General features: G+C 59.9%; 22 protein-coding genes. 13 read left to right on the top strand and 9 right to left on the bottom strand.

Going from position 1 to position 20,581, the window contains the following annotated elements:
• The first annotated feature begins 23 nt into the window (after positions 1 to 23).
• The 9 genes from rsxA (at position 24) to gstA (ending at position 9,515) form a co-directional block, all read left to right on the top strand.
• Positions 24 to 605 carry an electron transport complex subunit RsxA gene (rsxA, locus tag AFK67_RS09260; RefSeq protein ID WP_004384912.1) on the top strand — a complete coding sequence of 194 codons (582 nt, stop codon included), beginning with the start codon at positions 24 to 26 and terminating at the stop codon, positions 603 to 605.
• Positions 605 to 1,180: an electron transport complex subunit RsxB gene (gene rsxB, locus AFK67_RS09255; RefSeq protein ID WP_007718774.1), complete on the top strand. Its 576-nt coding sequence runs from the start codon at positions 605 to 607 to the stop codon at positions 1,178 to 1,180. Before rsxA ends, rsxB begins: the two co-directional genes overlap by 1 nt.
• Positions 1,173 to 3,704 carry an electron transport complex subunit RsxC gene (gene rsxC, locus AFK67_RS09250; RefSeq protein ID WP_007718770.1) on the top strand — a complete coding sequence of 844 codons (2,532 nt, stop codon included), beginning with the start codon at positions 1,173 to 1,175 and terminating at the stop codon, positions 3,702 to 3,704. Before rsxB ends, rsxC begins: the two co-directional genes overlap by 8 nt.
• Positions 3,705 to 4,757, top strand: a complete 1,053-nt coding sequence (gene rsxD / locus AFK67_RS09245) for an electron transport complex subunit RsxD (protein WP_007718767.1) — start codon at positions 3,705 to 3,707, stop codon at positions 4,755 to 4,757.
• A 9-nt stretch (positions 4,758 to 4,766) separates the two neighbouring features.
• Positions 4,767 to 5,396, top strand: a complete 630-nt coding sequence (gene rsxG / locus AFK67_RS09240) for an electron transport complex subunit RsxG (protein ID WP_007718764.1) — start codon at positions 4,767 to 4,769, stop codon at positions 5,394 to 5,396.
• Positions 5,389 to 6,075, top strand: a complete 687-nt coding sequence (locus AFK67_RS09235) for an electron transport complex subunit E (RefSeq protein ID WP_038883741.1) — start codon at positions 5,389 to 5,391, stop codon at positions 6,073 to 6,075. Before rsxG ends, AFK67_RS09235 begins: the two co-directional genes overlap by 8 nt.
• A complete protein-coding gene (gene nth, locus AFK67_RS09230; RefSeq protein ID WP_007718761.1) occupies positions 6,072 to 6,707 on the top strand; it encodes an endonuclease III in 636 nt (211 codons plus the stop codon). Before AFK67_RS09235 ends, nth begins: the two co-directional genes overlap by 4 nt.
• Before the next feature lie 591 nt (positions 6,708 to 7,298).
• Positions 7,299 to 8,798, top strand: coding sequence for a dipeptide/tripeptide permease DtpA (gene dtpA / locus AFK67_RS09225; RefSeq protein ID WP_032966983.1), 1,500 nt, complete (start codon positions 7,299 to 7,301; stop codon positions 8,796 to 8,798).
• 108 nt (positions 8,799 to 8,906) lie between these two features.
• The gene (gene gstA / locus AFK67_RS09220; RefSeq protein ID WP_007718742.1) at positions 8,907 to 9,515 is read left to right on the top strand and encodes a glutathione transferase GstA; all 609 of its coding nucleotides are present in this window, start codon (positions 8,907 to 8,909) and stop codon (positions 9,513 to 9,515) included.
• Between the two features lie 41 nt (positions 9,516 to 9,556).
• Here gstA and pdxY read toward each other — a convergent pair whose 3' ends face one another.
• The 5 genes from pdxY to anmK form a co-directional block, all read right to left on the bottom strand.
• Positions 9,557 to 10,417, bottom strand: coding sequence for a pyridoxal kinase PdxY (gene pdxY / locus AFK67_RS09215; protein ID WP_038872377.1), 861 nt, complete (start codon positions 10,415 to 10,417; stop codon positions 9,557 to 9,559).
• 74 nt (positions 10,418 to 10,491) lie between these two features.
• Positions 10,492 to 11,766, bottom strand: coding sequence for a tyrosine--tRNA ligase (gene tyrS, locus AFK67_RS09210; protein ID WP_032966976.1), 1,275 nt, complete (start codon positions 11,764 to 11,766; stop codon positions 10,492 to 10,494).
• A gap of 139 nt (positions 11,767 to 11,905) precedes the next feature.
• Positions 11,906 to 12,562 carry a pyridoxamine 5'-phosphate oxidase gene (gene pdxH / locus AFK67_RS09205; protein ID WP_038883742.1) on the bottom strand — a complete coding sequence of 219 codons (657 nt, stop codon included), beginning with the start codon at positions 12,560 to 12,562 and terminating at the stop codon, positions 11,906 to 11,908.
• Between the two features lie 56 nt (positions 12,563 to 12,618).
• Complete coding sequence (gene mliC, locus AFK67_RS09200; RefSeq protein ID WP_038872380.1) at positions 12,619 to 12,942, bottom strand: C-type lysozyme inhibitor; 324 nt, start codon at positions 12,940 to 12,942, stop codon at positions 12,619 to 12,621.
• A 56-nt stretch (positions 12,943 to 12,998) separates the two neighbouring features.
• On the bottom strand, positions 12,999 to 14,153 hold the full coding sequence (anmK, locus tag AFK67_RS09195; protein WP_007718720.1) for an anhydro-N-acetylmuramic acid kinase: 1,155 nt from the start codon (positions 14,151 to 14,153) through the stop codon (positions 12,999 to 13,001).
• Positions 14,154 to 14,429: 276 nt separating this feature from the next.
• Here anmK and slyB point away from each other — a divergent pair, with 276 nt between their 5' ends.
• The gene (slyB, locus tag AFK67_RS09190) at positions 14,430 to 14,897 is read left to right on the top strand and encodes an outer membrane lipoprotein SlyB (RefSeq protein WP_007718718.1); all 468 of its coding nucleotides are present in this window, start codon (positions 14,430 to 14,432) and stop codon (positions 14,895 to 14,897) included.
• Positions 14,898 to 14,998: 101 nt separating this feature from the next.
• On the opposite strand, the gene slyA is transcribed toward slyB, so the two are convergent.
• The gene (gene slyA, locus AFK67_RS09185) at positions 14,999 to 15,439 is read right to left on the bottom strand and encodes a transcriptional regulator SlyA (protein ID WP_032966975.1); all 441 of its coding nucleotides are present in this window, start codon (positions 15,437 to 15,439) and stop codon (positions 14,999 to 15,001) included.
• A 176-nt stretch (positions 15,440 to 15,615) separates the two neighbouring features.
• Between slyA and AFK67_RS09180 the strand changes: the two genes are divergently transcribed.
• Genes AFK67_RS09180 through AFK67_RS09170 form a run of 3 tightly spaced genes read left to right on the top strand, consistent with a single transcriptional unit; the run spans position 15,616 to position 18,759 of the window.
• Positions 15,616 to 15,852, top strand: a complete 237-nt coding sequence (locus tag AFK67_RS09180) for a DUF1656 domain-containing protein (protein WP_007718712.1) — start codon at positions 15,616 to 15,618, stop codon at positions 15,850 to 15,852.
• 4 nt (positions 15,853 to 15,856) lie between these two features.
• Positions 15,857 to 16,714 (top strand): efflux RND transporter periplasmic adaptor subunit, encoded by an 858-nt coding sequence (locus AFK67_RS09175; RefSeq protein WP_007718711.1) that lies wholly within the window; start codon positions 15,857 to 15,859, stop codon positions 16,712 to 16,714.
• Between the two features lie 11 nt (positions 16,715 to 16,725).
• A complete protein-coding gene (locus AFK67_RS09170) occupies positions 16,726 to 18,759 on the top strand; it encodes an FUSC family protein (protein WP_007718709.1) in 2,034 nt (677 codons plus the stop codon).
• Here the strand turns inward: AFK67_RS09170 and sodC are convergent.
• The 3 genes from sodC to AFK67_RS09155 all read right to left on the bottom strand — a co-directional run bounded on the left by sodC (position 18,752) and on the right by AFK67_RS09155 (position 20,539).
• A complete protein-coding gene (sodC, locus tag AFK67_RS09165; protein ID WP_032966973.1) occupies positions 18,752 to 19,270 on the bottom strand; it encodes a superoxide dismutase [Cu-Zn] SodC in 519 nt (172 codons plus the stop codon). The genes AFK67_RS09170 and sodC overlap by 8 nt on opposite strands.
• Positions 19,271 to 19,349: 79 nt before the next feature.
• Positions 19,350 to 20,246 carry an aldo/keto reductase gene (locus AFK67_RS09160; protein WP_007718705.1) on the bottom strand — a complete coding sequence of 299 codons (897 nt, stop codon included), beginning with the start codon at positions 20,244 to 20,246 and terminating at the stop codon, positions 19,350 to 19,352.
• A 53-nt stretch (positions 20,247 to 20,299) separates the two neighbouring features.
• On the bottom strand, positions 20,300 to 20,539 hold the full coding sequence (locus tag AFK67_RS09155) for a DUF1289 domain-containing protein (protein WP_007718703.1): 240 nt from the start codon (positions 20,537 to 20,539) through the stop codon (positions 20,300 to 20,302).
• Between the last annotated feature and the right edge of the window lie 42 nt (positions 20,540 to 20,581).

Raw genomic sequence — 20,581 nt, 5'->3', positions numbered from 1 at the left:
CTTTTTTCGTTTCAGGTCGAATAATGACTGATTATTTGCTGTTGTTTGTTGGAACGGTGCTGGTCAATAACTTCGTACTCGTGAAGTTTCTCGGCCTGTGCCCGTTTATGGGTGTTTCCAAAAAGCTGGAATCCGCGATCGGGATGGGCATGGCGACCACGTTCGTTATGACGCTGGCGACCATTTTTTCCTGGATTATCGATCACCTGATCCTGGTACCGCTTGAGCTGGTCTACCTGCGCACGATGGCGTTTATTCTCGTCATCGCCGTGGTGGTGCAGTTCACGGAAATGGTGGTGCGCAAAACCAGCCCGGCGCTCTATCGCCTGCTGGGCATCTATCTGCCGCTGATCACCACTAACTGCGCCGTGCTCGGCGTGGCGCTACTGAGCATCAATCTTAACCACACCTTTATGCAGTCGGCGCTGTACGGCTTCTCCGCCGCCGTCGGCTTTTCGCTGGTGATGGTGCTGTTCGCCGCTATCCGCGAGCGTCTGGTCGTCGCCGACGTGCCGCTGCCGTTTCGCGGCAACGCCATCGCGCTGGTCACGGCGGGTCTGATGTCGCTCGCCTTTATGGGCTTTAGCGGGCTGGTGAAGTTCTGATGAACATGATTGTTATAGCGGTCGTCGCGCTGACGCTGCTGGCGCTACTGTTCGGCATGCTGCTGGGCTACGCCTCGCGGCGTTTCGCCGCAGAAGAAGATCCGGTGGTCGATCAGGTCGATGAGTTGCTGCCCCAGAGCCAGTGCGGCCAGTGCGGTTATCCAGGCTGCCGCCCTTATGCCGAAGCCGTCGCCAATAACGGCGAGCAGATCAACCGCTGCGTCCCTGGCGGCGAGCCGGTGATGCAGAAAATTGCCACGCTCCTTAACGTCGAGCCGCAGCCGCTCGACGGCGAAGCGGCCGCAGAGCCGGTGCGTATGCTGGCCGTTATCGACGAGCCGAACTGCATTGGCTGCACCAAATGTATTCAGGCCTGTCCGGTGGATGCGATTGTTGGCGCCACCCGCGCCATGCACACCGTGATGAGCGACCTCTGCACCGGCTGTAATCTGTGCGTTGACCCCTGCCCGACGCAGTGCATTGAGCTGCGCCCGGCCGCCACCACAACGGATAACTGGAAGTGGGATCTCAACACCATTCCGGTGCGTAACATTCCTGTGGAACATCATGCTTAAGTTATTTTCTGCGTTCAGAAAAGAGAAAGTCTGGGATTTCAACGGCGGCATTCATCCGCCGGAGATGAAAACCCAGTCGAACGGCACCCCGCTGCGCCAGTTGCCGCTGCCGGGCCGTTTTATCATTCCGCTCAAACAGCACATCGGCAACGAAGGCGAGATCTGCGTGGCACCGGGCGATAAAGTCCTGCGCGGCCAGCCGCTCACCGTGGGCCGTGGTCGGATGCTGCCGGTACATGCCCCTACCTCTGGCACGGTAACGGCGATTATGCCGCACCCTACGGCGCACCCGTCCGCCCTGCCGGAGCTCTCAGTGATCATCGACGCCGACGGCGAAGACCGCTGGATTGCCCGCGACGGCTGGAGCGATTACCAGAGTCGCAGCCGCGAGGCGCTGATTGAGCGCATCCATGCGTTTGGCGTGGCGGGGCTCGGCGGCGCCGGTTTCCCGACCGGCACTAAACTGCAGGGCGGCGGCGATAAAATCGAGACGCTTATCATCAACGCCGCCGAGTGCGAGCCGTATATCACCGCCGATGACCGTCTGATGCAGGACTGCGCCGCACAAATCATCGACGGCGTGCGTATCCTCGCGCATATTTTGCAGCCGCGCGAAGTCCTGATCGGTATCGAAGACAACAAGCCGCAGGCGATTTCCATGATGCGCGCCGTGCTGCACGGCGAGCATAAAATCCGCCTGCGCGTAATCCCCACCAAATACCCGTCGGGTGGCGCGAAACAGCTGACCCAGATCCTGACCGGCAAACAGGTGCCGCACGGCGGCCGTTCTTCGGATATCGGCGTGCTGATGCAGAACGTCGGCACCGCGTTTGCGGTGAAGCGCGCCATTATTGACGGCGAGCCGCTGACCGAACGCGTGGTGACGCTTACAGGCGAGGCCGTGGGCCGTCCAGGCAACGTCTGGGCGCGTATCGGCACGCCGGTGCGTCACCTGCTTGAACACGCAGGTTTTATCCCGACCAGCGAACAGCTGGTGATTATGGGCGGCCCGCTGATGGGCTTCACCCTGCCCGGTCTGGATGTGCCGGTGGTCAAAATCACTAACTGCCTGCTCGCGCCGTCCGCCACCGAGATGGGCGCCCCGCAGGAAGAGCAGCACTGCATCCGTTGCAGCGCCTGCGCCGACGCCTGCCCGGCCGATCTTCTGCCGCAGCAGCTTTACTGGTTCAGCGTCGGTCAGCAGCACGACAAAGCCACCGCCCATAACCTGGCGGACTGTATTGAGTGCGGCGCATGTGCGTATGTCTGCCCGAGCAACATCCCGCTGGTGCAATATTTCCGTCAGGAAAAGGCCGAGATCCGCGCCATCGCCGAAGAACAGCAGCGCGCCGCCGAAGCCAAAGCGCGCTTTGAGGCGCGCCAGTTGCGCCTTGAACGTGAAAAAGCCGCGCGCCTGGAGCGCCACAAGAAATCTGCCGCGCAGCCTTCCGGCCAGGATCAGGATGCTATTCAGGCGGCGCTGGCTCGCGTGCGCGAGAAAAAAGCCGATGACCGGCCGATTGTGGTCGCAGCAGGCGAGAAACCGGACAACAGCGCGGTGATTGCCGCCCGCGAAGCGCGCAAGGCCGAAGCCCGCGCGCGCCAGGCGGAAAAAGTCCAGCAGGAGATGGCGGCGAACAGCTCCGTTCCTGCGATGGAAGCCACCGAGCCGGTTAACGAAACCGACCCGCGCAAGGCCGCCGTTGAAGCCGCTATCGCCCGCGCCAAAGCCCGTAAAGCCGCACAGGCAGGCGAGAGCGCGCCGGTTGCGGAAACCCCTGCCGAGCCGGTTGATCCGCGCAAGGCCGCCGTCGAAGCCGCTATCGCTCGCGCCAAAGCGCGTAAAGCCGCACAGGCAGGCGAAAGCGCGCCGGTTGCGGAAACCCCTGCCGAGCCGGTCGACCCGCGTAAAGCCGCCGTTGAAGCCGCTATCGCCCGCGCCAAAGCACGTAAAGCCGCGCAGGCTGGCGAGAGCGCGCCGGTTGCGGAAACCCCTGCCGAGCCGGTTGATCCGCGCAAGGCCGCCGTCGAAGCCGCTATCGCCCGCGCCAAAGCGCGTAAAGCCGCGCAGGCAGATGAGAGCGCGCCAGTCGCGGAAGCGCCTGCCGAGCCGGTTGATCCGCGCAAGGCCGCTGTCGAAGCCGCCATTGCCCGCGCCAAAGCGCGTAAAGCCGCGCAGGCTGGCGAGAGCGCGCCGGTCGCGGAAATCCCTGCCGAGCCGGTTGATCCGCGCAAGGCCGCCGTCGAAGCCGCTATCGCTCGCGCCAAAGCGCGCAAAGCCGCGCAGGCTTGCGAGCGCGCGCCGGTTGCGGAAACCTCTGCCGAGCCGGTTGACCCGCGCAAGGCCGCCGTGGAAGCCGCCATCGCCCGCGCCAAAGCCCGTAAGGCCGCGCAGGCAGATGAGCGCGCCCGGGCAGCAAATGAAGAAGATGACGCGGACTCTGCGCGCAAAGCGGCTGTTGCCGCCGCGATTGCCAGGGTGCAGGCACGCAAGGCTGCCGACAAGGTTGTTAACGAGGATTAAATGGTTTTCAGAATCGCAAGTTCCCCTTATACCCATAACCAGCGCCAGACGTCGCGTATCATGATGCTGGTGACGCTCGCGGCCGTGCCGGGCATCGCCGCGCAGTGTTACTTTTTTGGCTACGGTAGCCTGGTGCAGATTCTGTTAGCCATCGTGAGCGCACTCGCCAGCGAAGCGCTGATATTACGGATGCGCAAACTCTCGCTGAAAAGCCGCCTTGGCGATAACTCCGCCCTGCTGACCGGTCTGCTGCTGGGCGTGAGCATTCCGCCGCTGGCGCCGTGGTGGATGGTTGTGCTTGGCACCGTTTTCGCGGTGATCATCGCCAAGCAACTCTACGGCGGGCTCGGTCATAACCCGTTTAACCCGGCGATGACAGGCTATGTGGTACTGCTGATTTCCTTCCCGGTGCAGATGACCAACTGGCTTCCGCCGCAGCAGATTGCCGCGACCGCACCTGGCTTTATCGACGCGTTACAGGTGATTTTCCACGGCGTGACCGCAAGCGGCGATAGCATGGCGCAACTGCGTCTTGGTATCGATGGCGTAAGCCAGGCTACGCCGCTCGATACTTTTAAAACCGGTCTGCACGCCGGGCACCCGGCGGGCGAGTTGCTGGCGGAGCCGATTTACGGCGGCGCGCTGGCAGGCCTCGGCTGGCAGTGGGTGAACCTCGCGTATCTCGCGGGCGGTCTGTTCCTGCTGGCGCGCGGCACCATCCGCTGGCATATCCCCGCGAGCTTTATCGCGACGCTCGCGATATGCGCGACGCTCGGCTGGGTCATTGCTCCGGAGAAATTTCTCTCGCCGCTGATGCATCTGCTCTCCGGGGCGACGATGTTTGGCGCGTTCTTTATTCTTACCGACCCGGTCACCGCCTCGACGACCAATAAAGGGCGTCTGGTGTTTGGCGCGCTGGCGGGCCTGCTGGTCTGGCTTATCCGCAGCTTCGGCGGCTACCCGGACGGCGTCGCGTTTGCGGTGCTGCTCGCCAATATCACCGTGCCGCTTATTGATTACTACACCCGTCCGCGGGTTTACGGTCACCGGTAAGGAGTCGTCATGCTAAAAACTATCCAGAAACATGGCGTGACGCTCGCCGTTTTCGCCGCGCTGACCACCGGCCTTACGGCGATGGTTAACGCGCTCACCAAAACCACGATTGAAGGCCAGGCGGCGCTGCAACAAAAACAGTTGTTCGACCAGGTGCTGCCGCCGCAGATGTATGACAATGATATTCAGCAGAGCTGCTATCTTGTGAATGCGCCGGCGCTCGGTCGCGGTGAAAAGCAGCTGTGGGTGGCGCGTAAAGGCGACACGCCGGTTGCGGTCGTAATGCAGGCCACCGCGCCTGACGGCTACTCCGGCGCTATTCAGCTACTGGTTGGCGCCGATTTCAAAGGCACCGTGCTCGGCACCCGCGTAACGGAACATCATGAAACGCCGGGGCTTGGCGATAAAATCGAAACCCGCATCAGCAGCTGGATCACGGGCTTTACCGGTAAAGTTATCCAGGGGCCGGACGACAGTCGCTGGGCGGTGAAAAAAGATGGCGGCCAGTTTGACCAGTTCACCGGCGCGACCATTACGCCGCGCGCGGTGGTGAACGCCGTGAAACGCGCGGGCCTGTATGCGCAAACGCTGGCGCCGCAGCTTTCCACCCTGCCTTCCTGTGGAGACACCCATGAATGACGTGAAATCGATTCTGGTTAACGGGTTATGGAAAAATAACTCGGCGCTGGTGCAGCTGCTTGGCATGTGCCCGCTGCTGGCCGTGACGTCCACCGCCACTAACGCGCTCGGTCTGGGCCTTGCGACGACGCTGGTGCTGACGCTGACCAACGCCTCTATCTCCGCGTTTCGCCGCTGGATGCCAGGCGAAATTCGTATTCCGATCTACGTGATGATTATCGCGGCGGTGGTGAGTATCGTGCAGATGCTGATTAACGCCTACGCGTTCGGGCTGTATCAGTCGCTCGGCATTTTTATCCCGCTAATCGTGACCAACTGTATCGTGGTAGGTCGCGCCGAAGCGTTCGCCGCTAAAAATGGCCCGCTGCTCTCGGCGCTCGACGGCTTCGCCATCGGCATGGGGGCGACCGGCGCGATGTTCGTGCTCGGCTCGCTGCGCGAGATCCTCGGCAACGGCACGCTGTTTGACGGCGCCGACGGCCTGCTCGGCAGCTGGGCGCGCGTGCTGCGCATCGAAGTCTTCCATACCGACACGCCGTTTCTGCTCGCGATGCTGCCGCCAGGCGCGTTTATCGGCCTCGGCATGATGCTGGCGGTAAAATACTTGATTGACGAGCGCATGAAGCGCCGCGCCGCGAAACCCACCGTGGTGAAGGCCAGCCCGGAAAAAGCGTCATGAATCAGGCCAAACGCATCGAGATCCTGACCCGGCTGCGTGAGAATAACCCGCACCCGACCACCGAACTGCACTTTACCAGCCCGTTTGAACTGCTGATCGCCGTTCTGCTCTCCGCGCAGGCTACCGACGTGAGCGTCAACAAAGCCACGGCGAAGCTCTACCCGGTGGCGAACACGCCGCAGGCGATGCTGGCGCTCGGCGTCGACGGGGTGAAGGAGTACATCAAGACCATCGGGCTGTTTAACAGCAAAGCGGAGAATGTGATTAAAACCTGCCGCATTCTGATTGAGCAGCACGGCGGCGAGGTGCCGGAAGATCGCGCGGCGCTGGAGGCGCTGCCGGGCGTCGGGCGTAAGACGGCGAATGTGGTGCTCAATACCGCCTTCGGCTGGCCCACCATTGCCGTGGATACGCATATTTTTCGCGTCAGCAACCGGACGAAGTTCGCGCCAGGCAAGAACGTCGAGGCTGTTGAAGAAAAGCTGCTAAAAGTGGTGCCCGCGGAATTTAAAGTCGATTGTCATCACTGGCTCATCCTGCACGGGCGTTACACCTGTATCGCGCGTAAGCCGCGTTGCGGCTCCTGTATCATTGAAGATCTCTGCGAATACGCGGACAAGGTCTGTGAATAATCATTGCGGCGGCGGATGTCACCTTTGTCACAACCGCCACGTGATCATCCTCGCGAGAGCCGTCTGCCCTGCCCTTTCTGCCGTCTATTATTCCGCCATAAATCAGCTCGCCAGGTTAATCGTTTTTTTTCGACAGGAATTTTCTATAGATTTGTGAGAATTATCACATTTGCAACATCCTGTTAAATTTTCGTTGTGTTATCAGACTGGAAGCCTTGATACGCCTCGGTTATCAGCGTCACTGATAATATAAATATCGGCTATTCTACGTTCTCAAGGGCTATATCACTGCCTCAAGGGTTAATCAGCAGAACATATAACCATATCGCGCTTCAGCACCGCTTTCAGCAGTTAAAAAACCTACAATAGCAATTATCATGAAATTTAACGCTGACTCTTAGCGAAACGACTTGCCGATTATCCCGCCCGGCTTATATGTAACAGATTATTACAAAAGCCTTGTGCCGGCGGTCAGGATAGTGAACATTACCCGCCGTTTCTCACTTCATATAACAATAAAAGCGCATGCCTCCAGGCACTACGCGCATACCACCCCCGCGGTTAATGCGGGCTGTAAAAAAAGAGGTATATGTGTCGACTGCAAACAAAAAACCAGCAGAAAGCGTGAGCATCAACGCTTTCAAACAACCGAAATCGTTCTATCTGATTTTCTCGATCGAGTTATGGGAGCGTTTCGGTTACTACGGCCTGCAAGGGATCATGGCCGTTTACCTGGTTAAACAACTGGGTATGTCGGAAGCGGATTCCATTACGTTGTTCTCCTCCTTCAGCGCGCTGGTGTATGGCCTGGTGGCTATCGGCGGCTGGCTGGGCGATAAAGTTCTCGGCACCAAACGCGTCATCATGCTGGGCACCATTGTGCTGGCTATCGGCTATGCGCTCGTCGCCTGGTCCGGGCACGATGCTGGCATCGTCTACTTTGGTATGGCGACCATCGCGGTCGGTAACGGCCTGTTTAAAGCGAACCCGTCCTCGCTGCTCTCTACCTGCTACGAGAAAGACGACCCGCGTCTCGACGGCGCGTTCACCATGTACTACATGGCTATTAACATCGGCTCGTTCTTCTCGATGCTCGCGACCCCGTGGCTCGCTGACAAATTCGGCTGGAGCGTGGCGTTCTCGCTTAGCTTCGTCGGTATGCTGATCACGCTGGTCAACTTCATCTTCTGCAAAAAATGGGTCAAAGATTACGGTTCTAAACCGGACTTCGCCCCGATGCACGTCGGCAAACTGCTGGCGACTATCGTCGGCATCGTCGTGCTGGTCGCTATCGCCACCTGGCTGCTGCACAACCAGGGTATCGCGCGTATGGTGCTGGGCGTGGTTGCGCTGGGTATCGTGATTATCTTCGCAAAAGAAGCGTTCGCCATGCAGGGTGCGGCACGCCGCAAAATGATCGTGGCGTTTATCCTGATGCTCGAAGCGATTGTGTTCTTCGTGCTCTATCAGCAGATGCCAACGTCACTGAACTTCTTCGCTATCCGTAACGTTGAGCACGCCATTCTCGGCATCACGTTCCAGCCGGAGCAGTTCCAGGCGCTGAACCCGTTCTGGATCATGATCGGCAGCCCGATTCTGGCCGCTATCTATAACAAACTGGGCGACCGTCTGCCGATGCCGTTTAAATTCACCATCGGTATGCTGCTGTGTTCTGGCGCATTCCTGGTGCTGCCGCTGGGCGCGAAATTCGCCTCCGAAGCCGGTATCGTGTCCGTTAACTGGCTTATCCTGAGCTATGCCCTGCAGAGCATCGGCGAGCTGATGATTTCTGGTCTGGGTCTGGCGATGGTCGCGCAGCTGGTGCCGCAGCGTCTGATGGGCTTCATCATGGGCAGCTGGTTCCTGACGACCGCAGGCGCGGCGATGATCGCCGGTAAAGTGGCGAACCTAATGGCGGTGCCGGAAAACGTTACCGACCCGCTGCAGTCGCTGGAAGTGTACGGCCGCGTCTTCATGCAGATTGGTATCGTCACCGGCGTTATCGCCGTGCTGATGCTGCTCACCGCGCCGCTGCTTAACCGCATGACGCAGGAAGATAAGCCGAAAGAAACGGAAACTGCGCACGCGTAATTTATTGAGAAACGCGTTTCAGGCCGTCAGATTTCATGCTGACGGCTTTTTTTTTGCCCGTTCGCGCTCTACCATAATTTTGTTTATTCATGAGAAGGGAGTATGGCCATGAAATTGTTTTACAAAGCCGGCGCGTGTTCGCTTTCGCCGCATATCATTCTGCGCGAAGCCGATATCGATTTTACGCTGGTGGCGGTGGATCTTGCCGCGAAACGCACGGAGAACGGCGAGGACTACCTGACCATCAACCCGAAAGGCCAGGTGCCAGCGCTGCTGCTGGATGACGGTACGCTGCTGACGGAAGGCGTCGCTATCGTTCAGTACATCGCCGATCTTGTGCCGGACCGCCAGCTGCTCGCGCCGGTGGGCAGCATGACCCGCTACCATACGCTGGAGTGGCTCAACTATATCGCCACCGAGCTGCATAAAGGCTTTACCCCGCTGTTCCGTCCGGGTACGCCGGATGAGTACAAAACTATCGCCCGCGAGCAGCTGCAGAAGAAATTTGAGTATGTAAACGAGGCGCTGGCGCAGAAACAGTGGCTGATGGGGCTGCGCTTCAGCGTGGCGGACGCCTACCTGTTTACGGTGCTGAACTGGGCGAAAGCGGTCGGGCTTGAGATGCAGGCGTTTGACAATATCGCCGACTACCAGGCTCGCGTGAAGGCGCGTCCTGCCGTTGCGGCGGCGCTGAAGGCAGAAGGCCTGAGCGCGTAACATCGATAAATGCCGCGCCCGTTGTAGGGCGCGGTTTTTTTTTACAGTTTCACCGCAGTGAAGTAGTGCTCGGGCTGCGCAATGCCATCCTGCGCCGCGACGACCTGCAACTCATACTCTTCCATGCGTTTGGTGGTCACCATGATGTCGTAGACGGCCGCCGTCACATGCTCCAGGGCTTCGCGAAGCGTCGCGCCCTGCAGCAGTTTCACCAGCAGCAAACCGCTTGTCACGTCGCCCACACCAACCGGCTGACGCGCGCCGAAATCCACCAGCGGACGGCTGATGTGCCACGCTTCTTCGGCGGTCACCAGCAGCATCTCGAAGCGATCCTGCTGAAAGCCTGCGCGCGCGAGATGTTTCACCAGCACAATCTGCGGACCGCGGGCGATAAGCTCGCGGGCGGTCGCCACCGCCTCGTCGACGCTCGCCACCGGATGGCCACTCAACATTTCAAGCTCCAGCAGGTTCGGGGCGATGATATCGCTCGCCGGCAGCGCGAAGCGCGCGTGAAACTCCGCCACGCCAGGCGCCACGATGCAGCCTTTTTCCGGGTGACCCATCACCGGATCGCAGAAATATTTCGCCTGCGGGTTGGCCGCTTTCACCTGACGGACAATCTCCAGAATCTGCTCGCCCTGCTCCGCCGACCCCAGATAGCCGCTCAGCACTGCGTCACAGCGCGACAGCTGGCCTATCGCCGCGATGCCCTGCACAATCTCGGTCAGGTGCGACGGCGGCATTACGGCGCCGGTCCACTGGCCATACTGCGTGTGGTTGGAAAACTGCACCGTATTGAGCGGCCAGACGTTGGCGCCCAGACGGCGCATCGGGAATTCAGCCGCGCTGTTGCCGGCGTGACCAAACACCACGTGAGACTGGATGGCGAGTATGTTCTTCATTTTTTTCCGGGTGAAACGAGAGGTCGGGTTAAAAATAAAGGGCGTGGTTTCCCACGCCCTTGACTGGCAGAGTCTTATTTCCAGCAGACGAGGCAGTAATTTTTCTTACCGCGACGCAGCAGCGTGTAGCGGCCAAACAGGCGGTCGCTGTCGCTAAAGGTGTATTCCGGGTCCGCCTGCTTCTCACCATTGATGGTGATAGCGTTAGAGGCAATGGTTTTACGCGCCTGGCCGCGGGACGGCTGCAGCTCGGAATCCACCAGCGCCTGCATGAGGTCAGCGCCTTTCTCCATCTCGATCATCGGCACGCCATCTTGCGCGAGCTGTTCGAAATCCGCTTCGCTCAGCGCGTTCAGGTTGCCGTTGAACAGGCTTTCAGTAATGCGTTTCGCGGCGGCAAGGCCCTCTTCGCCATGCACCAGACGCGTCACCTGCTCCGCCAGCACATACTGGGCGCGCGGCGCTTTGCCGCTGTTTTTATCTTCTTCTTCCAGGGCGTTGATCTCATCAAGGCTCATGAAGGTGAAGAATTTCAGGAAGCGATAGACGTCGGCATCCGCCGTGTTGATCCAGAACTGGTAGAACTTGTACGGACTGGTTTTCTTCGGATCGAGCCATACCGCGCCGCCTTCGGTTTTGCCGAATTTGGTGCCGTCCGATTTGGTGATAAGCGGTACGGTCAGGCCGAATACCTGGTTCTGGTGCAGGCGGCGGGTCAGGTCGATACCTGACGTGATGTTGCCCCACTGATCGGAGCCGCCAATCTGCAGCGCCACGCCGTGCAACTTGTTCAGGCAGGCGAAATCGTAACCCTGAAGCAGGTTATAGGAGAACTCGGTGAAGGAGATGCCAACATCATCGCGGTTCAGACGCTGCTTCACCGCTTCTTTGTTGATCATCTGGTTGACCGAGAAGTGCTTGCCGATATCGCGCAGGAACGTCAGCACGTTCATGCTGCCGAACCAGTCGTAGTTATTCGCCGCGATGGCGGCATTGTCGCCGCAGTCAAAATCGAGGAACGGCGCAACCTGACGGCGGATTTTATCCACCCACTCCTGGACGGTGTCTTCGGTGTTCAGCTTACGTTCGGTGGCTTTAAAGCTCGGGTCGCCAATCAGACCGGTGGCGCCGCCGACCAGTGCAACCGGCTTGTGCCCCGCCATCTGAAAACGTTTGAGGCACAACAGAGGAACCAGATGGCCCAAGTGCAGGCTGTCGGCGGTGGGATCGAAGCCGCAATAAAGGGCGATCGGCCCCTGCGCCAGTCGCTGCGCTAACGCTTCTTCATCCGTCACCTGAGCCACAAGGCCCCGCTCCTGCAATTGTTGAATTAAATTGCTGCTTGCCATCAATTTCTCCATGTATTTACGACTGCACCTTTGCCGGTACACGGCTTTTCGCCCACTGGCGAACGAATAGAATTCAGGGAGGCATAGAATAAAGCGCAAGCCCTGGGAGCGCCAGCGCTTGCATAAGAAAATCGCTCACTTACGGGGCGAGACGGTCGATTTTCCAGCCGTCGGCGTCGCGCTGGTATAAAAAGCGGTCGTGGAGCCGGTGCTCGCCGCCCTGCCAGAATTCCATCTGGTCGAGGCTGACGCGAAAACCGCCCCAGAAGCTCGGCAACGGCACCTCGCCCTGCTGGAATTTCTGTTTGAGTTCGAGGAATTTGCTCTCCAGCACGCCGCGCGCGGAGATGCGGCTCGACTGCTTCGACACCCACGCGCCAATCTGGCTGTCGCGCGGGCGGCTGTGGAAATATTTCACCACTTCCAGCGTGGAAAGGCGCTCCGCTTTGCCCGTTACCATCACCTGGCGCTCCAGCATATGCCACGGGAACAGCAGACTGATGCGCGGGTTATTTTCAAGATGGTGCGCCTTGCGGCTGCCGAGATTGGTGTAAAAAACCATGCCGCGCTCGTCGAAATGTTTGAGCAGCACGATGCGCTGGTACGGCTGGCCCTGTTCATCGACGGTGGCGACGACCATTGCGGTAGGATCCGCGAGTTTCGCCTCGCACGCCTGAGCGAGCCAGCGCTCAAACAGCGGCAGCGGCTGGTCGGTTAAATCGCGGCGGCGCAGCCCGCCTTTGGTATATTCGCGGCGCAGATGCGCAATCTGTTGCAGATGGTCAAGATCAGACATAGCGTTGAACCAGTGAGGATCGGGTGGCGCTATTGTGCGCCCCACCCGCTAAAATCTCAACGCTTCGGGTTTTGTAACTGACAGTGATTTAACACAATATTGTCACGGTAGTAGACCGTCGCCTCGTCGCCTTTCGACCAGAACGCATAGATGCCGTCGGTATAGCGCACGCCCGAGGCGGCGCGGCCTTCGTTGAGGTGCAGCACTTTATTATCCAGCACGAAACTGACCTGCTGGCGCGTGTGATTGAGCGACACCGTCAGCGGTTTATCATCGCAGCGGTATTCAAGGGTATCGGTGTGCATGCGCTCGACCATAGCGTCATAGTAGCTACAGCCAGCGAGCATCGCGGGAAGCAAAACGACAAGCAGTTTCTTCATGGCATATCCTGAAAGCGTATTTCTGGAGGGGGCCGGGCCCCCGTAACGCATTCAGTCTATCTGCCTGACGGCAGCGGAAAAGTCGGCAAAGTCCGATTATTTAAGGGGTTGGCGGGAAAGATAGCGCCCAGCACGCTCGCCTCGCGCGCGCCGGTAACCGACGGCAGGTTGCCCGGCACGCCGCTCAACGTGCGGTACGCAAGCCAGGCGAAGGCCAGCGCTTCCATATCGTCGCCGCGAATGCCCATCTCATCAGTGGAGGAGACTTCGGTGCCAGGCAGGAGCGCCGCGAGGCGCGCCACCAGACGCGGGTTGCGTCCACCGCCGCCGCAAATCATCAGCCGCTCCGCGCCGCCGCTGAGCTGCACTTCGCGGGAGATAGTGCTGGCGGTAAGCTCAAGTAGCGTCGCCTGCACATCCTGCGCCGCCAGCCCTGCAAAGAGCGACAGCTGGCGCTCTATCCAGCCGTAGTTGAAATATTCACGCCCGGTGCTTTTGGGGGCCGGGGCGGAAAAATAAGGGTCGCTCAGCATTTGTTGCAGCAGCGGGCGCACTACGGTGCCGCTCGCGGCCCATTCGCCGTCTTTATCGTAGGGTTTGCCCTGCTGGCGCCAGATCCAGGCGTCCATCAGCATATTACCGGGGCCGGTGTCGAAGCCTTTAACCGGCTGTCCTGGAAACAGCAGCGACAGGTTGGCGATGCCGCCGATGTTCAGCACCATACGCCGCTCCGTCGGGTGCGCCAGCAAAGCCTGATGAAAAGCGGGCACCAGCGGCGCGCCCTGCCCGCCGAGCGCCATATCGCGACGGCGGAAATCACCTACAACGCACACGCCGGTGCGCGCCACGATCTGATTGTTGTCGCCGATCTGCATCGAATGCGGCGCACTGCCGGTAGGTTCATGCCAGACGGTCTGCCCGTGGCAGCCGATCGCCATGACATCTTCCGGGTTGAGGTTTTGCTGCTGCATCAGCGCGTTAACTGCCTCGGCAAACAGGCAGCCGAGCTGGTTATCGAGCCTGCCGAGCTGCGAAAGCGTCAGCGGTTGCCCCTGGCAGATGTCCAGAATCGCCGTTTTGATGGCCTGCGGCATCGGCCAGCTCAGGCTCGCCTGCTGCGCCACCATATGTTCGTCAATGGCGGCGAGCACCACATCCACCCCGTCGAGGCTGGTGCCGGACATCACTCCAATGTAGCGACCTGATTTCATACGTAATCCTTAAACCCTGTGTGAAAACGCGCGACGCAACACCACGCCCGCCGGCAGCCCTCAATCATAAACATTCACCCTGATTCGGCAACGGAATAATCCCGGACCGGTAAAAAAGCCTGCTTTCACTACGATGTTGATTTGCCGTTCAGGCAGGGCATTTTACGATTTTTATCATTGGGGTTGTGATCAAAGTGAAATATCGCGGTCATATGCCATATAATTTGAATATGATGGATGCTCAGGTGAGCATTTGTTGGTGAACAGGAGATTTACATGATTTCACGTGTACTGGTTGTTTCGCTGGTAGGTTTAACGCTGGCGGGCTGCGTCAACAATGATAGCCTTTCCGGTGATGTCTATACCGCCTCTGAAGCCAAACAGGTACAGAACGTCACGTACGGCACCGTGGTGAACGTTCGTCCGGTCAAGATCCAGGGCGGTGATGATACCAACGTTATCGGCGCGCTCGGCGGCGCGGTGCTGGGCGGCCTGCTCGGTAACTCCGTCGGAGGCGGCAGCGGCCGCTCCATTGCCACCGCAGCGGGCGCCATCGCCGGCGGCGTCGCAGGCCAGGGCGTACAGGGCGCGGTGAACAAGACCCAGGGCGTTGAGCTGGAAATTCGCAAGGATGACGGCAACACCATCATGGTCGTTCAGAAACAGGGCAACACCAAATTCTCCGCCGGTCAGCGCGTCGTGCTGGCAAGCAACGGCAGCCAGGTGACCGTCTCTCCGCGCTAAGCGGCAAGGCGTTGTCCCGCGCAGAAACACAAACGGAGGAGCCTGTGCTCCTCCGTTTTTTTATGCGTTGCAGGTTGTCATATTGCGGTCAGACGCGCCGCTTACTCTTTCGCTGACAGTGCCAGAATGTTTTTCTCAAGGCGGGCGACGATGCGCAGCATCTGGTCGTGTTCTTCCTGCGTAATGCCGGAGAGGATTTCGCCGCGCGTTTTCAGGATAACGTCTTCAAGCTGCGTAATGATGGGCGCGGCTTTTTCCGTCAGTTTGATACGTTTGGCGCGGCGATCGCTGGCGCAGGTATGGCGGGCGATGAGCCCCTTCTCTTCAAGCTGATCGAGCGTGCGCACCAGCGAGGGTTGCTCAATGCCAATGGCCTTGGCCAGTTGAATTTGCGACTGATCGGGCGGCAGCGCGTGGATATGATGAAGTGTCACCCAGTGGGTCTGCGTTAATTCCAGAGGCTTCAGGCGATGGTCAATCAGAGCACGCCAGATGCGCACCAGTCTTGTCAGGTCAGAGCCTAATGGCGATTCCAATTTCATCTCCTTATAATTAGCTTGCTAAGTTATTATACTGATTTTAGACTAGTGTGCAGTATTTAGGTAGCTAAAACAAATAGCCCGCGCTGGCGGTTAATACCGCGACGTCTATAATTCTAGACCAGAACGGGGCATCTGAAACGGCTGCCATCCCTCCGGTTTTAAAGGATTAATGTCTCGTGATATCGCGCTTTTTCACTTCAGGGTTTGCGCTTTCCGATCTCGTCGCTGGCGCGTCGGTCTATTTCCCCCCGCTCTTCAAAGCCGTCATCCTCGGTTTTTTTCTCTGGCTGATGGTGCATCGCCTGCTACGCGACTGGATTTACGCGGGCGATATCTGGCATCCCACCCTGATGGATCTCTCCCTGTTCGTCCTGTCAGTCAGCCTCGCGCTGATTATCCTGATGGCATGGTGACCACATGCGACTGAAAACGCTTAAATATTTTTCCACGCTGCTGGTCGTCGCCGCGGCGCTGCTGGCAGGCTGGGTGGTCTGGAATTACTATATGCAGTCGCCCTGGACGCGCGACGGTAAAGTGCGCGCCGAGCAGGTGAACATCACGCCGCAGGTTTCCGGCGCTATCACGCAACTGCCGGTGCGCGACAACCAGAAGGTGAAAGCCGGTGACCTGCTGTTCGCTATTGACGATACACCGTACCGCATCGCGGTGCTGAACGCCGAGGCGCAGCTCGCCCGCGCGCAGACCGATCTCGCCAAAGCCAATAACGAAGCGAACCGCCGCCGCCATCTGCCGCAGAACTATATCTCCGCTGAAGATCTTGATACCGCCAATATCGGTGTTAAAGCGGCCCAGGCGGCGCTTAAAATGGCGCAGGCCTCGCTCGAACATGCGCGCTGGCAGCTTGAGCAGACGCGCGTTGTGGCGCCCGTCGATGGCTGGGTGACCAATCTTTCGAGCCGCGTGGGCAACTACGCAAGCCAGGGCCAGCCGGTTTTCGCGCTGGTGGACAGCCACTCGTTCTACGTGGTGGGGTATTTCGAAGAGACCAAGCTGCGGCATATCCGCGAAGGGGCCCGCGCGAAAATCCTCCTCTACAGCACCCATACGCCGCTGCAGGGCAAAGTGGAAAGCATCGGGCGCGCCATCTACGACCAGAGCGTTGAGAGCGAGGGCAGCCTGGTGGCGGATATCAAACCCAACGTGCCGTGGGTGCGCCTCGCGCAGCGCGTGCCGGTGCGTATCGCGTTAGACAGCCTGCCGCAGGGCGTGACGCTGGTCTCCGGCACCACCTGTACCGTGTCGCTCACCGACTGAGCGCGGCGCCGATGAACCTCGACTGGCTGACCTGGCAGCACTCCCCGTGGGGCAAGGCGACGCCCGCGCAATGGCGCTACGCGCTTCGCAACGGCATCGCGATGTCGCTGGCGCTGACTATCGCTTACGTACTGGAGCTTGACGAGCCGTACTGGGCGATGACATCCGCCGCCGTGGTGAGTTTCCCGACCGTCGGCGGCGTTATCAGCAAAAGTCTCGGACGTATCGCGGGCAGTCTGCTTGGGGCCAGCGCGTCGCTGATTATCGCCGGGCATACGCTTAACGATCCGTGGCTGTTTGTCTGGGCGATGGCGCTGTGGCTCGCGCTCTGTACCTGGGTTTCGGGCTATTTTCATAATAACGCTGCCTACGCCTTCCAGCTTGCGGGCTACACCGCCGCCATCATCGCTTTTCCACTGGTCAACACCATCGAGACCACGGAGCTTTGGAATATCGCCCAGTCGCGCGTTTGTGAGGTGATCGTCGGTATTCTGTGCGGCGGGCTGATGATGATGGTCATGCCGGGCCCGCCCGACAGCGTGACGTTTCTCGGGGCGCTGCGCAAAATGCAGGGACGCCTGCTGGAGCACGCGAACATGTTGTGGAAGCCGCAGACGACCGATGCAATCCGCACCGCGCACGAGGGCGTCATCACGCAGGTGCTGACGCTTAACCTGCTGCGCATTCAGGCCTTCTGGAGCCACTATCGCATCCGCCAGCAAAATCAGTTACTCAATTACCTGCTGCACCAGCAGTTGCGGCTGACCAGCTATATCTCCGGCCTGCGCCGCCTGCTGCTGAACTGGCCGCAACCGCCGCAAACTTTATGGGACGGGCTCGATACGCTGCTGGCGGAGTTGGGTCATCCTAAGCCCTGCCCGCTGCGCGTGGCGAGAGTTCTGGCGACGCTTGCGCCGCCTGAGGACGGCGATTTCCGCCATCTGGCGTTCTGGCTGCGGCTGCGCGATTTCTGCCGCGTCTGGATGAACTGCCAGCGCTGGATAGCCCGACTCGATGCCCCGGCTGCCGATACGTCGTACAGCGTGCCCGCCGCCCCGCCGCTGGCGCGTCACACTGACAACGCGGAGGCGCTCTGGAGCGCGCTGCGCACCTTCTGCGTCATTACGCTTATCGGCGCCTGGACGATTAACACGCGCTGGGAGGCGGGCAGCGGCGCGCTGACGCTCGCGGCGATAAGCTGCGTGCTCTATTCCGCCTCGCCGTCGCCGCACAATTCACTGAATCTCCTGCTGCGAACGCTGTTGCTGCTGACGCTTTTCAGCTTTGTGGTGAAATTCGGCCTGATGGTGCAGGTGACCGATCTCTGGCAGTTCCTGCTGTTTCTGTTCCCGCTGCTCACCACTATGCAATTGATGAAGCTGCAACAGCCGCGCTTTGCCGGGCTGTGGGGGCAGCTTATCGTCTTTATGGGCTCGTTTATCTCGGTGACTAACCCGCCGGTTTACGATCTGGCGGATTTCCTCAATGACAATCTGGCGAAGATTTGCGGCGTGGCGTGTTGCTGGGTGGCGTTCGCGGTGCTGCGGCCCGGCTCCGACCAGCGCAAAGGGCTGCGCCATATCCGGGCGCTGCGCCGCGGGTTTATCGACCAGCTCAGCCGCGCCCCGCAGCGTGGCGAAGCGGCGTTTGAATCGCTGGTTTATCACCACATCAGCCAGCTCAGCAGCAGTAAAGACGACGCCACCCGCCGCTGGCTGCTGCGCTGGGGCGTGGTGCTGCTTAACTGCTCGCACGTGGTCTGGCAGCTGCGCGAATGGGAAACGCGCGCCGACCCGCTGTCGCAGGTGCGCGATATCTGTATAGAAACTTTACGGGACGTGATGAGCGTGAAAGGCGTGCGTCAGCGGCCGCTCGCGGCGGCGCTCGGCGAGCTTGAACGCATCAGCCTCACGCTTGCCCGCCATCATCAACCCGATGCGCGTCGGCTGGCGGGGATCATCTGGCGGTTATGGTGCTCGCTGTCGCAGCTCGAACAGGCGTCGCCCTCGCCGCAGGAGGACAACGCCAGAGGAACGGTTAAATAACGCCGCAGGCGTAGCGCCCGCCGCCACCGCCCAGCGGCTTCGGATGATCGGCCATATTATCGCCGCCGATATGAATCATCAGGGCTTTGCCCTTCACCTCTTTCAGCGTTTTAATGCGCGGCGCGGTCACCGGGTCGGTGGCCTTACCGTCATTATTGACGGACAGCACCGGCAGGTCGCCTAAATGTCCGTCGCCGTCCGGCCCGGCGTGTTTACCGGTTTTTTGCGGGTCGAAATGGCCGCCAGCCGCTTCGGCCGCCGCCATCTTGCCCTCTTTCATGGCGGGCTCGCAGCTGCCGTTGGCGTGAATATGGAAACCGTGATCGCCCGGCGGCAGGCCGTTGAGGTCGGGCGCGAACTCCAGCCCGTTGTCGGTCTCGCTGATTTTCACCGTGCCGACGGACTGGCCGACGCCCTTTTCGGTCGCGAGGCGCATGTCCACTTCTTTACTGGCAGCCTGAGCGGCGCCGCATGTCAGCAGCACCAGCGCCGCCAGAGTCAATCGCTTCATATTCCCTCCAGTTTTCAGGTGAGTCCCGTTAAGTCTATAACACCCTTGCGAAACACACCGGAAAGCGGGAATAAAAGCATTACGGCACGTCGTAACCGAGCGCGGCCTTGCGGATGCGGAACCACTGCTGGCGGGAAAGCTCAAGCGACAGCGCGCCGACGGCGCTTTTCACACGTTCGATTTTACCGGAGCCGATAATCGGCAGCGGCTGCGACGGCAGGCGCATCACCCATGCATAGACCACTTGCTCAGGCGTCTCTGCGCCCGTCTCTTCAGCCACCTGCTGCAGCTCGGCGCGCAGCGGCGCATAACGTTCATCGCTAAACAGTCGACCGCCGCCGAGGCACGACCAGGCCATCGGGCGAATGCGCAACTGCTGTAGCAGATCCAGCGTACCGTCCAGCAGCAACGGCTGATGCACCGGGGAGATTTCCACCTGGTTGGTGGCGAGCGTAAACGGCAGGCGGGACTGTAACAGCGAGAACTGCGCGGGCGTGAAATTAGAGACGCCGAAATGGCGTACCTTGCCGCTCTTGTGCAGCGCCAGGAAAGCTTCGGCTATCTCATCGGCGTCCATCAGCGGATCGGGGCGATGGATCAGCAGCAGATCCAGCACGTCGGTATTGAGCAGGCGCAGCGAGTTCTCCGCACTGTGCGTGATGTGCGCGCGGTCGGTGATGTAGTGACCAATCGCGTTTTCCGGTTTCGCCGTGGTGGCGATGCCGCATTTGGTGACGATTTCCATTTTCTCGCGCAGGTGCGGCGCGAGGCGCAGCGCCTCGCCAAACGCCGCTTCGCACTGGTAGTCGCCGTAGATATCGGCGTGGTCAACCGTCGTGATGCCAAGCTCCAGATGCTGCTCGATAAACCCAACCAGATCGCGGGCCGCGTAGTTCCACTCCATTAAACGCCAGTAGCCCATCACCAGACGCGAAAACGTCGGCCCCTGCGGCGCCATAAGAATACGCTCAACCATAAGTACCTACCTCAGAAAGGAAAATTGCGGAGAATTATACGCAAGCGGCGCGCTTAAAACAGTGAAGGCTGCTGCGGTTCTTCGTCGGGCTCATTGCGACCGGCGCGCAGCTTACGCAGCATGCGCTGGCGACACAGGCGCAGCACATCCTGTTTCTGGGCGTCGCTCATTTTCTGCCAGTTGAAGCGTTCGTCGCGGCTGCGCATACAGCCGCGGCAATAGCCGCGCTCATCTGACTGACAGATGCCGCGACAGGGGCTGGGAACGGGGAAAAACTCGAGCTGCTCGGCCACGACGGCTCCTCGTTAACATGATAGTTACAATTGAAGCCCGAA

Source organism: Cronobacter dublinensis subsp. dublinensis LMG 23823 (assembly GCF_001277235.1).
GTDB classification, from domain to species: domain Bacteria; phylum Pseudomonadota; class Gammaproteobacteria; order Enterobacterales; family Enterobacteriaceae; genus Cronobacter; species Cronobacter dublinensis.
This window is presented reverse-complemented; position numbering and strand designations above follow the sequence as displayed.